A 21,213-nucleotide genomic window follows, 5' to 3' on the forward strand; every position below is an offset into this window, starting at 1 on the left:
GTTGGATTTGACGCTTACATTTCATTAATATACAGTTCGTCAAACAGACCCATTGTGCCTGTTCCGTTTTCTGCTGCTGCATCCTCTTCATATATTCTTCCTAATGCATATCCTACTGGTTTATTATCTAGCTCTGCTATTAGTATTAATGTGTTTTTATCTCTATTGACAAATGTTTTTTCAGCCTTTGCTCTAACCGCTTCTACAACTAAACTATAATTATCATATTTACTTATAATGCTATGATTTTGTCTGCTAAACTCACTCAATTTAATTGCAAAGTTGACAAAAGTATTTTTGTCATTTTCTACTGCTTTTCTAATTTTTACTTTCATATATTCTCCTCCAACATCAACTTATTTTCTTATTATAGCAACAATTATAAAGATATTTTTCGAGCCTAGCATAAATGTCTCCCTCTGTAATCTATTATATGCTTTCATTGTAATCATTAAAATTCCTACTTTATTTATAATCATTCTATACCACAAAGCAAAAAGGCCTTATGTTACTGGAGGCCTTTTTGCTTATTTTTTATATATTATTTTACGCACTGTTTCATATGCCAATCCATATTCTTGTGATATTTCATGAATGCTAAAACCTTTTTGATACTTGTGCCTTATCTGTTTATTTCTAATTGCATAGTATTGCTTGGAACCACTTTTTTCTCCCCAAGGTGTTTTCTTGTTTTCACTTGGTATATATAAAATTTTACCACTAATATGTTTTTGAACTTCAACTAGCAAATTATTAGGTAATACTTCTGCTGCATTTAAGTATTTCATTACAATCCACTCCTTATTTATTATTCATAAATAAAGTGCAGAGTTCAGCAGATAGTACTCTATTTATCCCATACAGAAATAGTCATACTATCGCTTAATCTGCATGGGATATGTCTTTGCTTTAAATATTATAAGTAGAGCTTTTGCTAGCACTGTATCCTCACCCCTTAATATAGGTTATCTTCTTACGTCCATACCTTCATTTTATTCTACATTTATATTGCTGTCAATTTGGTAAGAAGGAGTGTAGCTACTTTCTAAATAGTGATTTAGATAATTTTAAAACTAGTATTGAGAAAAGATTTCCTTAGAGTTGGCCTTATCCCACAATAACTTTACGTTTCAAAGGATTCTGAGTCCTGAAAATGTAGATTCTAATTTAATATTAGTTGCCACATATTTTTTAGAAAAAAAGAAGAATATGTTATAAAAAGTTACTTAAATGAGGCAAATCCCTGAGGGTTCTAAACTGTCTCTTTCAATTATAATGTTCTTAAAATGCTATTGGATAACTTAAAAAAGTTCATTTCGTGTCTTGACATTGGGGAGCATTATACAACCTTTTTAGGAGTTTACTTTCTAATCCCTTTATATTCTTTTCTAATATAAATATATCTTGTCTTTCTTCAATTCCTGTCCATACTTTATCTAAAATAATTCGATATATAAAATCAAAGTCTACATTTGCTCCTGCTATTTCAATATAACCATCTAAAACATTATCAAGAACTCCTAATGGTATCATGTAAAAATCTATTGCTGGATCACCCCAACCTGAATCACCCCAATCAATAATAGATAATAACTGATCATTTTCTGTACACAAAAAATTGAACTCATTAGTATCTCCATGGACAAAACATTTTTTATAGGAAAAAATATTATCAGTATACTTTTTTTCTATTAGCTTTAACAAATATAAAGATTCGCCATTTTTACTAAGTAAACCCTCAATCAGCATGTCTTTTGTGTATTCTCTATCAGGACTATCAAGCCACCCTTTTGGGTCATCACAGCTTTTAATGTTAATATGTACTTTCCCAAGTTCAAAACCTATTTCCTTCCATGTATTATAATAATTCAAACAATTATCTATTTCACCAAGAGTTAATCCATGGATCCTTTCCCAAATAGAATATGTTTTGTTTAATATTGAATAAGAGTCATCAAAGCAAACTAATCTTGGTGTTTTTATTCCATGTGACTTAGCCAATGGAGCTGCAACAGATTCTGTCAAGGCATCGGAATTCGCTTCTGGATGATCTGTAGGAATCCTTAAAATAAAATTCGGTGTTGCATATATCTCATTTGCAATACCATGGGTAGTTAATTCTACAAATGATTCATATATTTTATTCTTGTTTAAAATTTCCTGAATAATATCATTCATATTTTTCTCCTCTAATTCTAACTAGGTAGTGTTAAGTTTGACACAATTATTTTTTTACTAAGCAATCTATTTTCAAGGGTTTTACAATACTTTAAATAAAATAACAATGACTCACTATTTTCGGTTATAGAACAAGTAGGGCAAGTAGGTACGGTCCTTGCTTGTCTAAGCATACTCCCACCCCATACCTCAAATTTATTCCAAGTTAGTGCTTCTGTCAATTTAGCAAGCAAGGATCGTCCCTACTTGATAATTAACTGTATTACCTTATTATTAATTTAAGTTAAAAAATTCATAATCTGATGATTAAAGTCCTCTGATTCTTCATATGCTCCGTGTCCAAGACCTTCATATATAACCAATTTACTTTCTTTTACTTTCTCCGCCATCTCTTCAGAAGTAGTTTTGCCTACAACCTCATCGCTGTCTCCTCCTATAACTAAGGTTGGGCATTTTATTTTAGCTAGTTCACTATAGGCATTATGGTTAATACATGCATGAGCCTGTATAAGAAATCTATCAAAGTCTTTTGGCTTACCTATTCTACTAATAATAGGATACATTAACCTATATCTTTTTAAACGCTTTTCAGTAAAGGTCTTTTCAACTGTATCAATGACCAAGTTTTTGTAATCATTTGATGAAGCCATCTCTATCCATCTTTCAACTACCTTTTGCAATGTTTCAGTCTGTCTTGAAACAGATACTACAATAATTAGTTTCTGCACTATTTCAGGATAGTCAATGGCAAGGTACTGAGCAATCATCCCTCCCTGAGACACTCCCATAATATATGCATTATAAATCCCTAGTTTTTCCATTGCTATTTTTTGGTCTCTAGCCATATCTCTTGATGAGTAGCCTTTTTCCAATTTATTTTTTCTACTAAATACATATACTCGAAAATTCTTAGCAAACTGCTTATAGTACATAGCTAAGACTTTTTCTTGCTTATGGACTGTTTTTATACCGTCACTCAAACCCGGTAAAATTACAAAAGGTTTTTTCCCATGACCAAATACTACATAGTTCATATCTGTCTCTCCTAGTTTCACATTACCTCCCTTTGCGTTGTAAAACATCTATACTCTCTCCCCTCTACTTTAACCCTTCTTTTAATATTTCTATATATTCAACAAGGCGCCTTAAATACTCATCTTTTAAGCTATTAATGTTGTCCTCTGACTCCACCTCTTCAATAAATTCTTCATTAAAGCCTTTTAACAACCATTTTAAAATATCAAGTAACTTTTTCTTCTCCCTTTTAAACTGAAACTGCTCCATATTAATATCTTCAAACAATTTATAATAGTATTCCTCACTCATAGAAGCATATTTTGCCTTAGTCTCTTTGTAAATCTCTGTATCATTTTTTACAAATGCCCTTTTAAGAAGCTTATATTTATCAGGATTTTGAATGTACCAAGCAAATTCCAGTTCTGCATACTTTATAGTTCTCACAAATAAGTCTCTTGGTAAATTTGCAATTTCATCTTTTAAATCGACAGCAAGATCGTTTATAATATAGTCCAGTATAAAAAATACATATCTTGTTTGTTTTGAAAGTACTTAAAAAGACTCCCTTTTCCTATTCCTGCATTCTTGACAATTCTATTAGTAGAACTTTCATTGTAAGAATGTTGTGCAAACTCTCTTAATACAACATTAGTAATCCTTTCTCTCTTTTCTTCATCTAATTCATAAAACAACTTCTTCGGCATAAAACTCTCCCCATTATTATACAATTTTAATATTTTAACAAAATCAGTGACCACGTGGTCATTAACTTAAACTTATCAAAGTACTTTTAATTTGTCAAGACTTCTATGGAGGTTTTGCTATTTAAAATAGATTTATATAATTTCATGTATGTACTAGCATTAACAATTCAAGGCTGATATATTAATACCAAAATGTTTTTTGCAAGGGGAAATTCCTCACTTTTGTAAAAGTTTTTTCCCCAGGCACCTGTGGGGAATTATTATGTTAATCGAATGAGTGAATTTTTCATTCGATCGCTATCACCGTTGAATATAAGAAGATAGCAGTGATGTAAAAGTCTATCTAGTAGGGCACTTGTCATTTGTTCATCATAAAGTACAGTTGCCCAACGCGTAAATTCAATATTTGTCGTTATTATAATGCTTTTTGTTTCATAACATTCTGATATTATTTCAAATAATAATCTAGCCCCATCCCGATCTAAGGGGACATAGCCCCATTCATCGAGAACTAGCATATCTGCCTTCATAATTTGCTTCATAAATAGTGTTAATGTCTTTTCGTTCTTTGCTTCTGATAAACGGTTTACTAGAGCTGCTGTCCTATAAAACTTAACGTTCTTTCCTCTATTACATGCTTCTAATCCAAGGGCCTGAGCAAGGTGGGTTTTCCACTACCTGTGTTCCCAAAGAAAACCAGATTCTTCTTTTCCTCAATAAATTTACACTCTCTTAAATAATTTGCATCAATTCCTGCTGGCATATTTACATCATCAAATCGGAAGGCGTCAAAATGCTTCCTTGTATAAAATCCTGCATTTTTAATTAATCTTTCTTTTCGTACGTCTTCCCTATGTTCTATTTCTTTTCTAAGTATAGTTAAAAGATACTCTTCGTTAGTGTTTGCCTCAACTAATTGACTATTAAGAACAATGTTTTGACTAAATTTAAGAATCTTACAACATTCAGCTAACGTGTATCCTACCATTATATACCTCCTGCTTTCTTTAAGATTTCATTGTATGCTTGCGCATTTGACTTAATCTTTTCTAGGGGAGGAACATTATCAGGTAATGATAATGCTTTTAGTTTATATTCTGGCATTATTATACGTGAATGAATTGCCATAAGACTATCAGGATCTACAGCTCCATAGGAGACAGCTTCACTTACTGCATTAACTGCTCTATTAAAGTCAGAAGCTTTGCTAATCTTAAGAATTGCTTTAAGTAGTATTCCTCTTTCTCCTTTGCCACAAATGTCCATATATTCTTGTAATGGTTTTGGTAGCATTTGATAAATTCCTGTATATTTCAATGCACCTGGTCTTATGGATAATTGTTCTAGATAAGGAATCCACTGCATACTTTCTTGCTTTGTATTTCCGTAAAGTCTAGGATGTCTAATAATCTCTCTCAAACTTTCATCTAATAATATTACCTCATATGCAGTTATCTTAATTTGAGCCTTTTCCCCTGCATACTTTGGAGCTGTGGAGTACTCGTGTAATCCGTTTTCCAACTTGAATTTGGCATATGTATCTAGCCTTACTAATTCATATCTACAGGCTTCAAATTCGTTTACAGGTAGGGGTATTAACTTCTGCCTGTCCAATTGATGCAATGTTGAAATTAGTTGACCCTTCTTGTAGTGCTCTCTAATTGCATCCTCATCACATTTAATTAGCAGCTCTTCATTAAATACAATGAGATTTGTTATTTGGGGTACTGGGACTAAAAGATTTCTGCGGTGATAACCTACTTTTCCCTCTACGGATCCCTTTTCATTTCCAGAAGCAGGATTGCAAAATGAGGCTTCAAATCCATATTGATTTTGAAAACGTAAAAATGCATCTGTTAAATCCCTTTTACCGCCCTTTAATATCTTTGTGACCATTGTACTAGGATTATCAAACCATATTCTAGTAGGAACGCCACCAATATGTTTGAATATGTTAATCATTCCTTGAAAAAGACATTCTTGATTTTCTCCTTTGAATAGTTGAGTATAGCCCTGATTACTATATGGGAAAGAAATGTTCAAGTAGTGACCTGAATGGAGTAATCCATTCTCATAAAAATCAGCACCACCAAAGTCTACTTGAGCTTCTCCAGGAACATGCTCTAGAGGAAGTGCTCCTTCCTTTTGAGTATATATCTCTTTTTTTCGCTGGGTCACATAATTTGAAACAGTTTTATATCCACAATCAAAATCTTCAGGATGTAGAAGACATAATCTATCGAAAACACGCTTTGCAGTATGTCTTTGCTTCTTTCTAGCCCTCTTATCATCTTCTAACCATGTGTCAATCTCCACTTTAAAAGGATCTAATTTTGATTTGTTTTTATTAGCTGGAACTCTTTTGGGTTTTATGGACCAATCCTCATGATTTAAGTACTTTCTTACTGTTTTTCTATCATACTCGGTTTCTTCTGCAATCTCACTTATATTCAAACCTTGTTCAAAAAACATTTTTCTGATATGATTTTGTTGAGTCATTGTTAGCATCCTCCAATTATCCTCCTTGCAATCAATTTAGTCGTTAATTACAAGGATACATTTAATTTGTGGTGCCTGCAATGACTTTTACATTCATGAGGAATTCCTATTTACCCAAGTGGGGAATTCCGCTTTTCCATTTAGGGTAATTTAATCTTACCATAAACAAGTACCCTCCTAGACACTGCCATTTTGATTAATTTTACCCTTTGAATACGTATAAAAACATATTTCAATTAGATTAATTCATTATAACTCTACTTTGCTTTATATCTATCTTTGTTATTGAAAAAAGTAACATCCGCATATATAGCATAAATTTACCATAGTGCTTTACACCCTCCGGAATGTATGATACTAAAAACAGGTGTTTAAAAGTTGCTTGTTGTAATCCAACGCTTGATTCCGAATGTGTTCTTGTTCATAATTCAAATAGAAAAGAGATGATTTATTTAAAAACCATCCCTTACTAAAATATATTGCATTCTTATATAACTAAAATACTATAAAAAGTGTACTTATTAAATATTTTGAAATGAACATCATTCTTGTCCAACTTTGATAGAAGCATTGTACCTTCAAATGCAGCTATTAATGCCTTAGCTTTTTCATGTGAATTTACTACCTTTTCTTCCTCTAATACTTCTATTATCCATTTTTCTAAAATATTGTACCATTCTAAAAGTTTTAATCTAAATCTTTCATTCTCGTCTGATAATTCCAATATCAGGTTTCCTACAGGACAACCTCGTTTCAAGCTAAGTTCAATTAAACGATTGAAGAATATATTAAAGAATTGATTTAGTCCTTCTATTGATTTTTCTACTCGATTTAGACAGTTGGTTGTATCAGCTATATAAAAATCTATGATAGACAAGCCTAGTTCTTCCTTACTTTTAAAGTAATGACTGTCAAAAGAACCGTCCCGATGACACCGCCGATGACACCGTAGAGAAACCGCTTACATCTTTAATGATATTGAAAAAAGAATTGAAGATCTTCAACAAAGTGACTCATTGAAATCGAGATGGATGAAGTACACTAAAGATTATAGATATGCAGAAGACATTTCCTATGATGAAGTAATTAATGCATTAAGAATGTTGATAGAGTTTATATCTAGAGCCTAAGATTAAATTTTAGGTTTCATTTTTGAGTATTTACAAACATATGCATATTAAGCTCAATATAAGTATTATTGTAAAAAATAAAACGGCCTTCTTAAATGATTAGAAGAATTTGGCATCATGGAACCAATCACGAAAAACCAGCATGGCAATGTGCCAAATGCATAAAAGAAGGACGTAAAGTTTGTGAGCATTCAAAAGGAATTAAAGAAGAAATGCTGGAAGAGGCATTTGTCACAATGTATAATAAAGTACAGAAGCTATTTGATACAGATATTGATGAATTTTTAAATAATATAGAAGAAGCTTTAGATGTGAATAGTCTCAGAGATGAAGTAAAAGATCTAACAAATTAAATTAAGAAATTAGAGGAGAAATCTCAAAAACTATTAGACATGCGGCTTGAAGAGAAAATCACTGAGTCGGATTATAACAAGAAGTATCATGTGGTTGAGAAAGAACTAAATGAGTTGAGGGATCAAAGGGAAGACAGATATGAAACACTACAAGGTGAAGAATCCATAAGTACTCGCATCAAAGGGTTTAGAAAAACTTTTGACCATGAACTCAAGATGGATCAATTTAAACACCGCACGTGGAGACGATGGTATTGATGTCAAGGAAAGAAAAGTAAAAGGCTGAAAAGTGTAGAAAACAAGGGGTTCTGTCTGTTATGCTAATTTGAAAAATGGCAGAACCCTTTGTAAAATCGTTACTTTGTGGGAATATATCAACGGGAAAAAATGTGCATAGTGAGTTGACAGAATTACTATTGGGTAGGTTGAGTTGACAGAAATGTTGTAAAAATAGGCTAATCATCTTATAATAAAATCATTCGAATAATAAGTAGCCTTAAAGGTATTACAGACCGATTGACCACCCAATGTTATAGATGTTTTACTTTCTTTTTTAATGAGTAAAAGATATCAATGTTCAATCTTCATTTTTATAATTAGTATTATCTTCGATGTAATATAGGTCTTTTATTCATAACGATACCTCCTTCGGTAGTGCCACATATTAACTCTAAAGACCGATATTATCAAGATATCTTGAACAAATAAATTTGAATTTAGAGGGAGGCTTGAGGCTTTGCAAGAGCAGAGATTTACAAAAAGAGACTGGATGCTTTTCAAAAATAAAATTGCTGATTGGCAGGAATCATATATGGACATGCTCAATAAGGAGTATATAGAATTACTAAATGAAGACGCTAATCCATCAGAAAAGTTTTGGAGGCTGGACAAGAGAATAAAGGAAGATAAGAAGAAGACGGGCGTTCAATTAGAAATGAGTCGATCGAACCTTATTAGTAACATTATTTCCCTTATAAGTGATGGCGCGATTAGTTTTGAAAATCTCGAAGAGTTCAGTGATGAGCTGAAGGAAACTGTAAGTGCCTTTATTGAGAGATAGTGTAGAGTATATTAAGTTTTGAATTGTAATTCTGATAGAAATATAAGTCCATTATGCTGATTAAATACACAAATCCTTCAAATGTCCAAATACAAGTGATATCCAAATGCCAAACTGCATTTGGTTCTACTGGGTTAAATTCCTCATTTAATATATTAATAAGTTCTTCACTAAAATTCGAATCTATTGTTGTATCAGTATATGGCTTTACATATTGGGATTTTATACCCATTTCTGGCATATAGTTACCCCCAGTTTTTTCAGCTATATTTTCTCCATTCCGTTGTAGAATTTGGTTATTTTAGGAGCACCATAGTTCTGATAAGAGCCATCATATATTTGCTTAATTTGAGCCTTTATAGCTTCTTTTCTCTTTTCCCTATCAGAAGGAAGCCTTTTCTTAAAAGAATTATAGCCACTTCTTGAAACGCCAAGTATTCTCAGAGTATTCCACCTATCCTTGAATTAGCTATGAGTATAGATTAAAAGTAAAACCTAATGTAGATATTTGGATCCGTATTGAAAGCGATAATCATATATTTGTAAGCTACTGTTGTCCAGTAGACGGAAATTCTAGAAAGCAAGCATTAACAGAAGATGAAATTACAAAAATTCTAGGTGTTGAACCGTATGTTGATAATTGGTGGGCTTATTGGGAATATGCGCCGAAGATAATGATGCGCTTAGCCCAGATTTTAAAGGGGTGAATGATACTTATTTACAGCTTTTTGATGAAAGAGACCCTGAAGAGTTTACTACTAAGTGTGCGGATATAGTAATTAATTTTTTAGATAGATAACAAATTAGAAAAAACTTTAAGGAGGGGTGTTAATGCTAGAAAAAGCAATACTTATAGCGACTAAAGCCCATACTGGGCAACTAGATAAGGGTGGTCAACCCTATATATTACATCCGTTAAGAGTTATGCAAAGCTGTAATTCAGATTTAGAAAAAACATGTGCTATCTTACATGATGTTATTGAAGATTCGAATATACAATTAAATGAGTTGAGAGAAGAAGGCTTTTCAGAGGAAGTTTTAGTAATCTTAGATTTGTTGACGAAAAAAGAGGAAGAAGATTATAGTACATTTATTGATAGGATAAGTACAAATGAAACAGCATGTCGAGTCAAAATTGCTGATTTGCAGGATAACATGAATCTTTCACGTATTAAAAGCTCAATCATGGAAGATAAGAAACGAGTAGAAAAATACATGGATGCATTCGAAAGATTACATGGGGTTCTATATCATAAAAAGGATAATTTTGAAGACTACTATGAAATTGAGATTAGTGGTTGTATTACACTTCCTAAAATTGTAACTGAAGATCAATTCTATGAAAAATTTATTGGGTTTATTGAAACAAATCACTGGTATTTTGGTGGTGGAATTAACATAGTTGAGGAGGAAGAATAAATGGGTACATTCACAGCACAAATTTTAATTGGACACGATCATCGATATGGTGGTGGTATAATCCCGAGTCATGCAGTATTCTTGTCTGAAAATAGCAGGCCGGCGTGGATATTAAAGAATCTGGATTTATTTGAAGAAGGGAATGAATCCGAATTTATTAGATGGATTCCAACTATTGATAATATGTTAGATGATGCCATGTTGTTGATAGGTGTCCATGTGATTAAAGATGAAGCTGTTATAAAAGCGGCAAGAGAATTTTGTAAGGTTGATAATTTGAATTATCTTGAGTTATATGAAGCCTTTACCTCGGAGGATTTACAAACACTTTATGAGCTTGTTAGAACTACAAGAATTGAGTATAGCATTGCTTTAACTGTATTTAATGAGTCTCACATTATCAATCAATATAAGACACTAGATCAGTACGAGTGTAGAGCAAATGTATTTACCGTTACCCATAGCAATTATAAAAAAGGAAATAAGTATTTCTAATTAGATTTAAAATTATGGCTGCAATTTAGTAAATGCAAAAAAATACAAATTCGGTCGTACAAGTGAACAAAAGTAGCATCAATATAAAAAAGTTGTTAAAGTAGTTTTTCGTATGCAAAAAAAAAATAAAGAAGTACAATTTAAAGAAGTGTAATTAATTAACTTATATGGCGTGCAATTTGCAATTGCCTATGCAGATGGTGAGTTGGATAAAGATGAATTGAAAAAAAATTCGAAGTGATGGATTATTCAGAATTCATGACTGAGGGGAAAAATAAAGTTCAATCATATTTTTTGGAGCCGCCTACTTTAGATGAGATTTTACTAAAAATGGAATATTGGGAGGAGGGATGTCATAATGAACTTTGAAGAGTTGCTTGGAAAATATCAAACATTGGTGGTTGAAAATAACAATTTAAAGGAAGAAATAAAAAGATTAAAAGCCCAACTTGGCACTGAAGAATTATTGGTTGATTCTGATGAAATTTTTGAGTATAAATCTGACTCTGAAACGTTGGAACAAGAATCAGTTGATCAAGTTTTCACTTCGGAAGTTAATAACATGTCAGATCCAATGGAAAAAATCAAGCTGTTTATGTCACTCTTTAAAGGTCGGGATGATGTTTATGCTAAAAGGTGGGAAAATCCAAAAAAAGGGACAGCGGGGTATTCACCGTACTGTTTGAATGAATGGAAACCTGGATTATGCCGAAAACCAACGGGCACTTGTACCAATTGCACTAATAAGGTATATGCTGTACTAAATGAAAAGGTTATTGATGACCATTTACGAGGATATAAAAATTTTGTCGCAGGAATATATCCCTTGTGCCTTGATGAAACCTGCCATTTTTTAGTTATAGACTTTGATGGAGAAGAATGGCAAAAGGATATTTCAGTACTGAGAGAAGTGTGTGTTAAATTTGATATTCCATTAACAGTTGAGCGCTCACGCTCAGGCAAAGGAGCCCACGGCTGGTTTTTCTTTAAGAGTCCCATACCTGCTGCTTTAGCAAGGAAATTTGGAAGTGCACTACTTACCTGTGCTATGAGTAAAAGGCATGAAATAAAGTTTGAATCCTATGACAGATTTTTTCCAAATCAGGATACCATGCCAAAGGGTGGTTTGGGGAACTTAATTGCTTTGCCTTTGCAAAAAGCTGCAAGAGAGAATCATAACAGTGAATTCATCGATGAAAATTATCAACCATATCGTGATCAATGGGCATTTTTAGGAGCTATTCCAAAACTCTCTGAAGATAATATTGAAATGCTGATATCAAAACTATGTCATGGAAACGAACTTGGCATATTAATAAAAGATGAAGAAGACCAAAAACCATGGGAAATAAGCAAATCTAAATTATTGAAAAATGATTTCCCCAAGACTGTTGAAATTGTAAAGCCAATATGATTTTTGTTCCGAAAGCAGGTATTTCTCAAAGAGCACTAAATTATTTTAAGCGTTTAGCAGCTTTTAAAAATCCCGAATTTTATAAAGCACAAGCCATGAGATTATCAGTAAAAAAGCTACCAAGAATTATCTCGTGTTCTGACGAAACTGCAGAATATTTATGTCTGCCAAGAGGATGCGAAGCTGATTTAAAAGATGTATTTAAAGAACTGAATATAGATGCAATGTGGAAGGTGCATTTAGAGTGGTTTTACCTAACACGCATGCACAAGAGCTAAAGTAATACCGGAATGTTTACCGACATCAGGGTATGAGTATGCAGATGCATCTGATATAGAAGTATATCCAGAGGGTGATACAAGTTCTAAAGAAATTGCAGAAAAATACGCAAAGCCGTGTATTTGAAAGTGGGTATGTAAATATGATAATTATGCTTTTTGGTATATCTAATGTAGGGAAGACTGTAACGGGTGAAAAGCTTGCTGAAAAATTAAATTATACTTTTATTGATATGGATAAAGAGATCAAAAAGAGATTTCAAATGTCCTTAGAAGAATTTATGCAAAAAAATCCATATGCACTCGAGAGGTCAAAAGTTAAGGGTAAAGTTCTGAAGGATTTGATTGAAGAACATAAGGATAATGTTGTTATTGCAGTAAGCCCTATATGGTATGCAAGAAATTTCAATTATCTTTTGGATTTAGAACGAGTTATGGCAATTGAACTACAGGATTCAAAAGAGAATATTTTTAAAAGATTGGTTTTTTCTGATAAGGATGATAATGTATTTAAAGATGATGAATATAAAGAGCAACATAAAGATTATTACATCAAGGAGATACATGAAGACATAGTGTATGCAAGAAGGGTTTTTAAAAAAATCAAGAATAAGTGTTTCATAAATAACCGTTCCGTAGATCAAATTGTTGATGAATTGATGATTATAATTCAAAACAAATCTATGGAGAGGACATAGAATAATGAATTATTGCAGTTAATATGTAAAACAATCCTCTGGCTTTTATACCCTAGAAGAATATAGACACAAGGGGACGGCAGACCTTTATTACGCAGTCTGCCGTCCAATGTCATTGTGTTCCCTTTCTTTTTAATAATCCACTTGTTGTCTTATGTGTTGTCAATTATAATTAATATATAAAAACTAAAATTCCAGTGAAAACTTTGTTTTACGTACAAAAGGTGAATTTTAAAAACGTTTTATTGAAAGGAAGATTTTATGAAAAAAATTTGCTTTGTTTTGGTTGTTATAGCAGTATTATTAAGTTCGCTACCTAGTTACGCAAATAGCGGAAATGAACCTTCTAATTGGGCTAGACTTGAAGTGGAATTTGCAATAGAAAAGGGATTAGTACCAGAATGGCTACAAAGTAATTACCAAGATCCAATAACAAGAAAAGAGTTTTCTGAATTATTTGTAACAGCAATTATGTCAAATGTAAATAGGAATTTTGAGTACCCCGTTCCAGCAGAAGATGATTGGGATTTTGCAAGCTTAAATATTGAGAATTTCTTATCTAAAGTAAAAGTTATAAATCAATTTAAAGATACTAATAGTGAGTATGTTACAGCTGCTTATGCAATGGGAATTATCAATGGAATAAGCAAGGATATGTTTAATCCTGATGGTTTGATTACAAGAGAGCAGGCTGCTATCATGTTTGTTAATTATTTTCAAACCATGACCTATGATAATTTAGATGGTGAGGATATTAACAAACATTTAGATGATTTAAATGACTCGTCTTCTTGGGCAAAAAATGCTGTTGAGAGAGCTTATAGGTCAGGTCTGATGCAAGGTATATCAAAGCCTGAGAAATTGAACGGCGAAATAGTTAAAAAAGGTGTATTTGACACAAAAGGCAACCTTACTAGGGAGCAAGCTATCATAGTAATATATAGAACAATAGAAACTAAGAGTGGATTACAACAAAGAGAGATTTTACTACGTGGATATTTACCTATCTCAATGGATGCTTTGATGTCAGGTTTTGAAATAGAAGGTGATGATATTAGAATGCTAAGAAGTGGTTTTGATTCTGAGTACTCTAACATAAAAGAAGCCATTCGTTATAAAAAGGATCATATTCTAAATTTCGCTAAAGATAGGAATTCTGAAGAATTAACTGTATTATATTTGACTACTTATGTTGCAAAGATAAATCACACTATAGAAGATATCGAGGATATTTTAAGTGGAGAAACAGTTATAGTAGACTACGGTGCTTTTGAGGTTGAGTTTAACACTAAAGGATATTTAGCTGAGTTTAGAAAAAAAACTTCCGAGTTCTTAATAACAAGCAATTATAGACATCAGCTGTATTACCAGTTAAATGGAGAACTTGTGAGGGTTTCAGGAGTTAGAGTGGATTAATATAATTAGCAAATAAATGATTGATTATAAATTTGAAATAAAGGAGGAGCGTTATGAATATTTTATGGGGAAGTTTGATGTTATTGATTGGTCTTTTTCTATTTGTATCTTCAATTAGAAAAAGTGATTTTATCATCTACAAACTTCTTGTTGCTAGAAGCAAAATCTTATGGGGAGAAAATGTACATACCTTTTTTATAATGGTAAGTATTGTAATCATGGGATTAAGTTCATTGTTCTTTTTAAATATCTGGGGAAATTAATATAGTATTACATTCGAAAATTACCATAAACAGTCGGTATAGAAGCCAAAGAACCTAAAGAAGATTCGAAGGAATATTACTAATTCAGCACCCATTTAAAGACTTTTAGAAGCTGAAATGGGGAGATAGGAATTGAGTATTTATCCCGGTTACAGTACGATTAGCTATTTTATGTAAAGGTTATGTGATACCGCACGTGGAATCGGTGGTACGTCTACAACGCAAAAAATGCTTGTAATCCTAGTATTCAAGCTGTTTTGCGGGTTTTATACTTTTAGCAAAGATGATCAGAATTTCGAGAATAAACAACTAATGGACGGCCTAAAAGTGAAAATTGGGATATGACCTCGTCTGCGGAGATACGTCGGAAGATATTCTTGTATAGACTGAAAAAGTAAATTAAAATTTCAAACAATAAAAAATGACTATGTACCTAAAAAGTACTGTGTAGGCATTTTTTATTGTTTAAAATCCGATTTGGATGTATAAAGTAGAGAGAAGCATTTGCGAAGAATTGGAGATTCGGATAATTTATTGATTAATGCAAAAGCCAATAGATTTGCTGCAGAATTTTTACTACCAACAGAAACACTGTCAACATATGTAAAAAAGCATAATAGAGGTAATATAAATTTAGATAATTGGAATAACCATGCATTGTTAAGATTGATTGCGCAGCTTCAAATTGATTATCAAGTTCCGTATAGAATGATTGTTAAAAGGCTTCATGAGATTGATTCTATTAATAAGCAAGTAAAAAAGAACTGTTATTAGTTGATGAAAGGAATAATCAAAGCAGTTATTATAAAATTGGCAGCACGTTGAATTCTGATGTATTTCATAAGATAAACAACATTACAGATAAAATAGGGGTGGAACCTGATGCATTAAATGTAATACTTCAGAATTTTGATGAGGGTATTATAACAATTGATTCAACTGTTAAAGACCTGAATATTTTTAGTAAGAAATTAGAAGATTTTGGATATGAAATTTAGATTTTAGATGATGATATTGATGAGATACTAGATTTGTTTAGAGATGATAAATAATGGCAAGAGTAATCATCCCAAACGAAAGCTTCATCAGTCTTTTACAAGATATTACTCAAACAGTTGTTATTGATGCTAATTTGATTATTCCACCTGATAGATCTGACATTGCTACTAAGAATAGGCTTATTATATGAAATATAAATGTTGATAAAAAGTTGATTTTTAGATAGTATAATAAGAACATATTGATTAAGAAAGAGTGGTGACTATGGCTGAGAAAATACTAATAGTGGATGATGAGCAAGGCATTGTAACACTTTTGAAAGACTACTTTGAACTCAATGGATATACTGTTCTTACTGCCATGAATGGTACAGAGGCGCTACAGAAGGTAGCACAGAAACCTGATATTATCCTACTTGATATTAATATGCCCGATATAAATGGTATTGAAGTTTGCTCAAAAATCAGAGAACATGTTTCCTGCCCTATTCTTTTCCTAACGGCTAAGATTGAGGAAAAAGATAAAATTAACGGGTTTCGGGTAGGTGGAGATGATTATATTGTTAAGCCCTTTAGTGTTAATGAGCTTGCTGCAAGAGTTGCTGCCCATTTAAGAAGGGAGCATAGAAATACAAACAAAACTACAGCTATTTTTGCAAAAGATCTGGTGATTGATTATGGTCAGCGCTGTGTGTATTTTAATAATCAGCCCATACAGCTTGCGAAAAAGGAATTTGATATTGTGGAGCTTTTATCCATGAATGCAGGGCAAGTTTTTGACAAAGAAAGAATCTATGAAAAAATCTGGGGTTATGACAGTGATGGAGACAGCAATGTCGTTACGGAGCATATCAGAAGAATACGATCAAAGCTTGTTTCCTGCTCACTAGAAACCTATATTGAAACTGTCTGGGGGGTAGGATATAAATGGATAAAATAAAAGATATGTCAATAAAAAAAGCTTTTATCACTTTGACATTTATATCTATTGTAATAGCTGTACTACTTAGTTCCATGTCCTTCCTGGGTTTTGAGACTATAAGGAGTAACATATTGGCAAAATACTATACTGGTCAAAACAGCACATCTTTAAATCCCAATATCATTTTTGTGGATCCTTCTACTTTCAATCAAACTGACCAGATAATATTAAAGCTTACAGATTATTTTCGATTTGTGCTGCCCATAATATTTTTTATAGTATCCGTCATTGCTGCTGCCTATATTTTTTATAACACTAAATTACGAAAGCCACTTGCTTTACTAAAGACTAGCGCAAAAAAAATATCCGATAATGATCTTGACTTTACTATTGACAATAATAGTAAAGATGAAATGGGCGATTTATGTGATTCATTTGAAACAATGAGGAAAGAGCTTTTGAGCAATAATATAAATATGTGGAGAATGATGGAGGAAAGGAAACGCCTCAATGCTGCGTTTGCCCATGACATGCGGACACCCATTACTGTGCTAAAGGGTTACACCGACCTCCTAACTAATTATATTCCAACAGATAAACTCAACCAGGACAAATTACTTTCAACAGTATCTTTAATGGCAGATAATGTGAGCAGACTTGAAAAGTACGTAGATACCATGAACAACATTCAAAAGATGGAGGATATGGAGATTCGCCCAACTGAGGTTGAAACTTCTAAACTTATAAATAATTTTGAAGGCAGTTTAAGAATTCTTTCAGAAGAGCAAGGTAAAACCTATGTATTAAATAACCAAATTAATGCTTTTTCAATGTCTTTAGATGAGGAAGTTGTGCTTAGAGTTGTTGAGAATATAGCTATTAATGCTTTCAGGTATGCTAAGAAACATATTTCCATTAATTGTTATACAGATCAGAATTTGCTCTACTATGAAATAATCGATGATGGGAAAGGATTTAGCCATGAGGACTTGAAGTTTGCAACAGAACCATTTTATAAGGATAAAAGTATAACAGATAACAGTCATCTAGGCCTTGGGCTTAACATATCAAAGATTCAGTGTCAAAAACATGGCGGCAGTATTACTTTGTCAAACGCAAAGGAAATAGGGGCCAAAGTTACTGTGGCTTTTTCTCTAAAAGTTGATAAAAAGTAGATAAATATCTATTACACTCTCTTTAGACTATAAATCTAAGGAGGGTGTTTTTTATGTACCTAAGAACAGAAGGTCTTACAAAAATATATGGAAAAGGACAAAATGAGGTAGTTGCTCTAAATAATGCAACAATAACAATCGGAGCAGGAGAATTCATGTCTATTGTCGGCCCGTCAGGAAGCGGAAAGAGCACTCTTCTGCACCTATTAAGTGGGCTAGATCGCCCGACAAAAGGCAGGGTCTTTATAGGAGAAAAGGATTTGTATGCTTTAAATGAAAAGGATTTGTCAGCTTTTAGGCGTAAAAGTTTTGGTTTCATATTTCAACAGTTTAACCTGATTCCCATCCTAACAGCAGAGGATAATATCAACATGCCAATATTGTTGGATAGGAAACAGCCTGACAAGGAATATCTAAAGGAACTATCAGAAATGCTGGAAATAAAGGATAGGCTTATCCATTTGCCTCATGAATTGTCGGGAGGTCAACAACAACGGGTAGCCATTGCAAGAGCCTTAATTGCGAAACCGGATATCATATTTGCGGATGAACCCACCGGTAATCTTGACAGTAAAAGCGGCAGTGAGGTTATGAAACTTTTAACAAGTACTTCCAGGCAGTTTGGTAAAACATTAATCATTATTACTCATGATAAGAAAATTGCTGGTCTTGCTGACAGACAGCTATCCATTATTGATGGCATGGTTCAGGAGGTGAATTAAAATGCGAACCTATCTATCTTTAGCATATAAGGAAGTCAAAAAACAAAAGCTTACTACCTTCTTAATTATTGTTGCTATTATGATGTCCACCGCTATGACAACGGTAATTGGCAAATCCATAGGAGTTATGAAGAACTTGATGGTTGAACAAGCACACTCCTTAAATGGAGATAGGCATGTAACTTTTCATGAATTGGATGAACAGCAAATTGAACACTTGAAAAGTAAAGAGGGACTTTCGCAAATTGGTGTGATTAAGACTCTAGGCACCATGAATATTAAAGATAGCGGAATATCCATGGTTGTAAGAGAGAATGACAAAGCATCTATAAAGAATTATCCTAATGTCTCTAGGGTAAAATTGGGCAGGATACCCAAAGCTGCCCGTGAAATAGCACTTGATGAAAATACTCTGAAACTGATGGGTATTAGTCCTGATATCGGAGATAAAATTTTACTTGATTTAAGTGTAAGCTCATTAAAAGGATCAGAGCCGCCCTTTAACTTCAGCTCTGAATACACATTATCAGGCATATTAGAAAGCGACTATCTGGGATATGCAAACGGTATAGTAACTGCAATTGCAGGTCCGGGAACCGTAAACGACCTATTGCCTGATAAATACAATTTTGCTTCTGTAGACTTTAAAGTGAGCGACTTTAGAGACTTTCAAAACAAAATCAATAGTATGGCCTCGGATTTAAATTTAAAAGAGCATCAGATACAGTACAATTGGATTTATCTTAATACTTTAGGGATAGACTACAAAGGAAAAGATTTGGAAGATAACGGTGCCGCGGGGATAGCAGATATTGCTGTATTTATGGGCATACTTGTTTTGTTGGCAGCGGGTCTTGTTGTATATAATATATTAAAGATTTCTGTAGTAAAGAAGATCAAGGAATACGGAATATTAAGAGCCATAGGTGCTGAACCAAATCAATTATATAAAATAATTATTGTACAAATTTTTCTGTTATGTGCCATTGCCATACCAATGGGAGTGGTAGTAGGAGTTTTGTCGGCAAACACAATAACGGCAGCTGCGACTTCCATGATCAATCCTGAAGTATTTTTAGCAAATAGTTCTGAACAACTTTCAGAGTTAATTCATGAAAATGCAAAAGGGTATTCTACCCCCTTGCTTTTGGGCACAGGTGTTTCTCTAGTGTTTTCATTTTTAGCTGCCTTGCCCTCCGCTATTTACGCAGCTAAAGTGTCCCCTAAAATAGCAATGGCAGGAGTATCCCAGACAATAAAAAGAAAAAATAGTAAAAGCAAAGAGATAATAAATATCGCACGTCATTTAGCATGGCTTAATCTGAAAAGGAACAGGGGCAGGACTATCATCACCATTTTATCCTTGTTCATGAGTATTACGGTATTTGTTGCTTTGAAATCCTTTTCAAGCAATCTTGATATTTCAAATGCTGTAAAAGACTTTAAAATGGGAGACTTCTCTATATCTAATGAAACAGTAGGAATTAAAAAAGAAGCATTAAAAGAATTGTATCAATATAACAACGTGGAGCGAGTGTCCTTTGTGAAATATTCTATGTATACACAAAAACAAATTGAACAAGGAGAGTTAACAACAGATATTTCATTCGGCAATCCTAGTGAAACTTTTAAAATTATAGGGATTGATCAACAGTATTTGAAAGAGCTCTACCCTGATATAACAGCAAGACAACTGGCTGATTTTAAAAGCGGGAAGCTATGTATCATTAAGAATCCTATGGCTATTTCATCAGAGCTTAAGAGTACCAGCTTAAAACAAGGAGATAGACTTAAGATAAACGATAGGGAACTGACAGTTCAAGCTATCACAGGTAAAGCTGTTTCAATACAGGGAACGGGCTGGGTAAACGGTATAGACGTTATCGTATACGATAACGTCTATGATGAATTGACAGGAAAGAACTCTTTAAATCAGATAAACACTTATATTAAGGATTATTCAAAGCTGGAAGAAGTACAGTCTATTGTAGAACGAATATCAAAAGACAACCCAGGATCACGCTGGTTATCTTATAGTGAAACAGACAGACAGATGCAAGAAAGCTTTGCGCAGACAAGAGTTTTGGCATGGGGATTTATATTATTTGTAACTCTAATAGGTGTCCTCAATATCATCAATACAACCTATACCAATATTCATACAAGAATTAACGAAATCGGAATGCAGCGAGCTATAGGCATGGATAATAAAAGCCTGTATAAAGTATTTTTATGGGAAGGGGCATACTATGGGATTCTTGCAGCTATTTCAGGCTCTATTGCGGGCTATATAATATCTATATTTATGAGTAGTGCTGCAACAGGACAAATAGAGTTTTCAAATCTACCCATCATACCAATACTATCAGGAAGTGTGTTGTCTGTTGCAGTATGCCTGATAGCGACAGTGATACCACTCGGTAAAATAAAGAGCATGAGCATTGTAGAGAGCATTGATATTATATCATAGCT

The 21,213-nt window shown here is 33.0% G+C and carries 25 protein-coding genes and 1 pseudogene; 16 read left to right on the forward strand and 10 right to left on the reverse strand.

The window, feature by feature from the left end; all coding sequences use genetic code 11:
• Positions 1-14: 14 nt before the first annotated feature.
• From F8153_RS11990 to F8153_RS12030, 9 genes and pseudogenes are all read right to left on the reverse strand, one after another.
• Positions 15-335, reverse strand: coding sequence for a hypothetical protein (locus F8153_RS11990; protein WP_151866602.1), 321 nt, complete (start codon positions 333-335; stop codon positions 15-17).
• Between the two features lie 192 nt (positions 336-527).
• The gene (locus tag F8153_RS11995; RefSeq protein WP_151866603.1) at positions 528-788 is read right to left on the reverse strand and encodes a CD3324 family protein; all 261 of its coding nucleotides are present in this window, start codon (positions 786-788) and stop codon (positions 528-530) included.
• Between the two features lie 523 nt (positions 789-1,311).
• Complete coding sequence (locus tag F8153_RS12000; RefSeq protein ID WP_151866604.1) at positions 1,312-2,178, reverse strand: phosphotransferase family protein; 867 nt, start codon at positions 2,176-2,178, stop codon at positions 1,312-1,314.
• A 278-nt stretch (positions 2,179-2,456) separates the two neighbouring features.
• Positions 2,457-3,260: an alpha/beta fold hydrolase gene (locus tag F8153_RS12005; RefSeq protein WP_151866605.1), complete on the reverse strand. Its 804-nt coding sequence runs from the start codon at positions 3,258-3,260 to the stop codon at positions 2,457-2,459.
• A gap of 16 nt (positions 3,261-3,276) precedes the next feature.
• On the reverse strand, positions 3,277-3,639 hold the full coding sequence (locus tag F8153_RS12010) for a hypothetical protein (protein ID WP_151866606.1): 363 nt from the start codon (positions 3,637-3,639) through the stop codon (positions 3,277-3,279).
• A 56-nt stretch (positions 3,640-3,695) separates the two neighbouring features.
• The gene (locus F8153_RS12015; protein ID WP_151866607.1) at positions 3,696-3,899 is read right to left on the reverse strand and encodes a TetR/AcrR family transcriptional regulator; all 204 of its coding nucleotides are present in this window, start codon (positions 3,897-3,899) and stop codon (positions 3,696-3,698) included.
• Between the two features lie 260 nt (positions 3,900-4,159).
• Positions 4,160-4,887: pseudogene (gene istB, locus F8153_RS16755) on the reverse strand (IS21-like element helper ATPase IstB).
• Complete coding sequence (gene istA / locus F8153_RS12025) at positions 4,887-6,398, reverse strand: IS21 family transposase (protein WP_151866631.1); 1,512 nt, start codon at positions 6,396-6,398, stop codon at positions 4,887-4,889. The pseudogene istB and the gene istA overlap by 1 nt, the downstream one beginning before the upstream one ends.
• A gap of 487 nt (positions 6,399-6,885) precedes the next feature.
• Entirely contained in the window at positions 6,886-7,275 is a 390-nt protein-coding gene (locus F8153_RS12030) for an LmrA/YxaF family transcription factor (RefSeq protein WP_151866608.1), read from the reverse strand.
• Between the two features lie 348 nt (positions 7,276-7,623).
• Here F8153_RS12030 and F8153_RS12035 point away from each other — a divergent pair, with 348 nt between their 5' ends.
• The gene (locus F8153_RS12035) at positions 7,624-7,881 is read left to right on the forward strand and encodes a recombinase zinc beta ribbon domain-containing protein (protein WP_151866609.1); all 258 of its coding nucleotides are present in this window, start codon (positions 7,624-7,626) and stop codon (positions 7,879-7,881) included.
• 736 nt (positions 7,882-8,617) lie between these two features.
• The gene (locus F8153_RS12040) at positions 8,618-8,941 is read left to right on the forward strand and encodes a multidrug transporter (protein WP_151866610.1); all 324 of its coding nucleotides are present in this window, start codon (positions 8,618-8,620) and stop codon (positions 8,939-8,941) included.
• Here F8153_RS12040 and F8153_RS12045 read toward each other — a convergent pair.
• A complete protein-coding gene (locus F8153_RS12045) occupies positions 8,928-9,182 on the reverse strand; it encodes a hypothetical protein (RefSeq protein WP_151866611.1) in 255 nt (84 codons plus the stop codon). The two genes, F8153_RS12040 and F8153_RS12045, sit on opposite strands and share 14 nt — an antisense overlap.
• A 590-nt stretch (positions 9,183-9,772) precedes the next feature.
• On the opposite strand from F8153_RS12045, the gene F8153_RS12050 reads away from it, so the two are divergent.
• The 14 genes from F8153_RS12050 (at position 9,773) to F8153_RS12100 (ending at position 21,211) form a co-directional block, all read left to right on the forward strand.
• Positions 9,773-10,360 (forward strand): HD domain-containing protein, encoded by a 588-nt coding sequence (locus tag F8153_RS12050; protein ID WP_151866612.1) that lies wholly within the window; start codon positions 9,773-9,775, stop codon positions 10,358-10,360.
• A complete protein-coding gene (locus F8153_RS12055) occupies positions 10,361-10,855 on the forward strand; it encodes a hypothetical protein (RefSeq protein ID WP_151866613.1) in 495 nt (164 codons plus the stop codon).
• Positions 10,856-11,213: 358 nt separating this feature from the next.
• Complete coding sequence (locus F8153_RS12060) at positions 11,214-12,269, forward strand: TOTE conflict system archaeo-eukaryotic primase domain-containing protein (RefSeq protein ID WP_151866614.1); 1,056 nt, start codon at positions 11,214-11,216, stop codon at positions 12,267-12,269.
• Positions 12,266-12,547 (forward strand): hypothetical protein, encoded by a 282-nt coding sequence (locus F8153_RS16180; RefSeq protein ID WP_192929794.1) that lies wholly within the window; start codon positions 12,266-12,268, stop codon positions 12,545-12,547. Before F8153_RS12060 ends, F8153_RS16180 begins: the two co-directional genes overlap by 4 nt.
• A 95-nt stretch (positions 12,548-12,642) precedes the next feature.
• Positions 12,643-13,245: a shikimate kinase gene (locus tag F8153_RS12065; protein WP_192929795.1), complete on the forward strand. Its 603-nt coding sequence runs from the start codon at positions 12,643-12,645 to the stop codon at positions 13,243-13,245.
• A gap of 261 nt (positions 13,246-13,506) precedes the next feature.
• On the forward strand, positions 13,507-14,661 hold the full coding sequence (locus tag F8153_RS12070) for an S-layer homology domain-containing protein (RefSeq protein WP_151866616.1): 1,155 nt from the start codon (positions 13,507-13,509) through the stop codon (positions 14,659-14,661).
• 53 nt (positions 14,662-14,714) lie between these two features.
• Complete coding sequence (locus F8153_RS12075) at positions 14,715-14,924, forward strand: hypothetical protein (protein ID WP_151866617.1); 210 nt, start codon at positions 14,715-14,717, stop codon at positions 14,922-14,924.
• A 504-nt stretch (positions 14,925-15,428) separates the two neighbouring features.
• On the forward strand, positions 15,429-15,698 hold the full coding sequence (locus F8153_RS12080) for an ImmA/IrrE family metallo-endopeptidase (protein WP_151866618.1): 270 nt from the start codon (positions 15,429-15,431) through the stop codon (positions 15,696-15,698).
• 47 nt (positions 15,699-15,745) lie between these two features.
• Complete coding sequence (locus tag F8153_RS16185; RefSeq protein WP_192929796.1) at positions 15,746-15,922, forward strand: hypothetical protein; 177 nt, start codon at positions 15,746-15,748, stop codon at positions 15,920-15,922.
• Positions 15,923-15,975: 53 nt separating this feature from the next.
• Positions 15,976-16,113: a hypothetical protein gene (locus F8153_RS16190; protein ID WP_192929797.1), complete on the forward strand. Its 138-nt coding sequence runs from the start codon at positions 15,976-15,978 to the stop codon at positions 16,111-16,113.
• A gap of 74 nt (positions 16,114-16,187) precedes the next feature.
• Positions 16,188-16,862, forward strand: a complete 675-nt coding sequence (locus tag F8153_RS12085) for a response regulator transcription factor (RefSeq protein ID WP_151866619.1) — start codon at positions 16,188-16,190, stop codon at positions 16,860-16,862.
• Positions 16,850-18,019, forward strand: a complete 1,170-nt coding sequence (locus tag F8153_RS12090) for a HAMP domain-containing sensor histidine kinase (RefSeq protein WP_151866620.1) — start codon at positions 16,850-16,852, stop codon at positions 18,017-18,019. Before F8153_RS12085 ends, F8153_RS12090 begins: the two co-directional genes overlap by 13 nt.
• A gap of 53 nt (positions 18,020-18,072) precedes the next feature.
• Complete coding sequence (locus tag F8153_RS12095) at positions 18,073-18,741, forward strand: ABC transporter ATP-binding protein (protein WP_151866621.1); 669 nt, start codon at positions 18,073-18,075, stop codon at positions 18,739-18,741.
• Between the two features lies 1 nt (position 18,742).
• Positions 18,743-21,211: an ABC transporter permease gene (locus F8153_RS12100; protein WP_151866622.1), complete on the forward strand. Its 2,469-nt coding sequence runs from the start codon at positions 18,743-18,745 to the stop codon at positions 21,209-21,211.
• Positions 21,212-21,213 lie beyond the last annotated feature (2 nt).

The sequence above is a fragment of the Alkaliphilus serpentinus genome (assembly GCF_009017255.1).
GTDB lineage: Bacteria > Bacillota > Clostridia > Peptostreptococcales > Natronincolaceae > Alkaliphilus_D > Alkaliphilus_D serpentinus.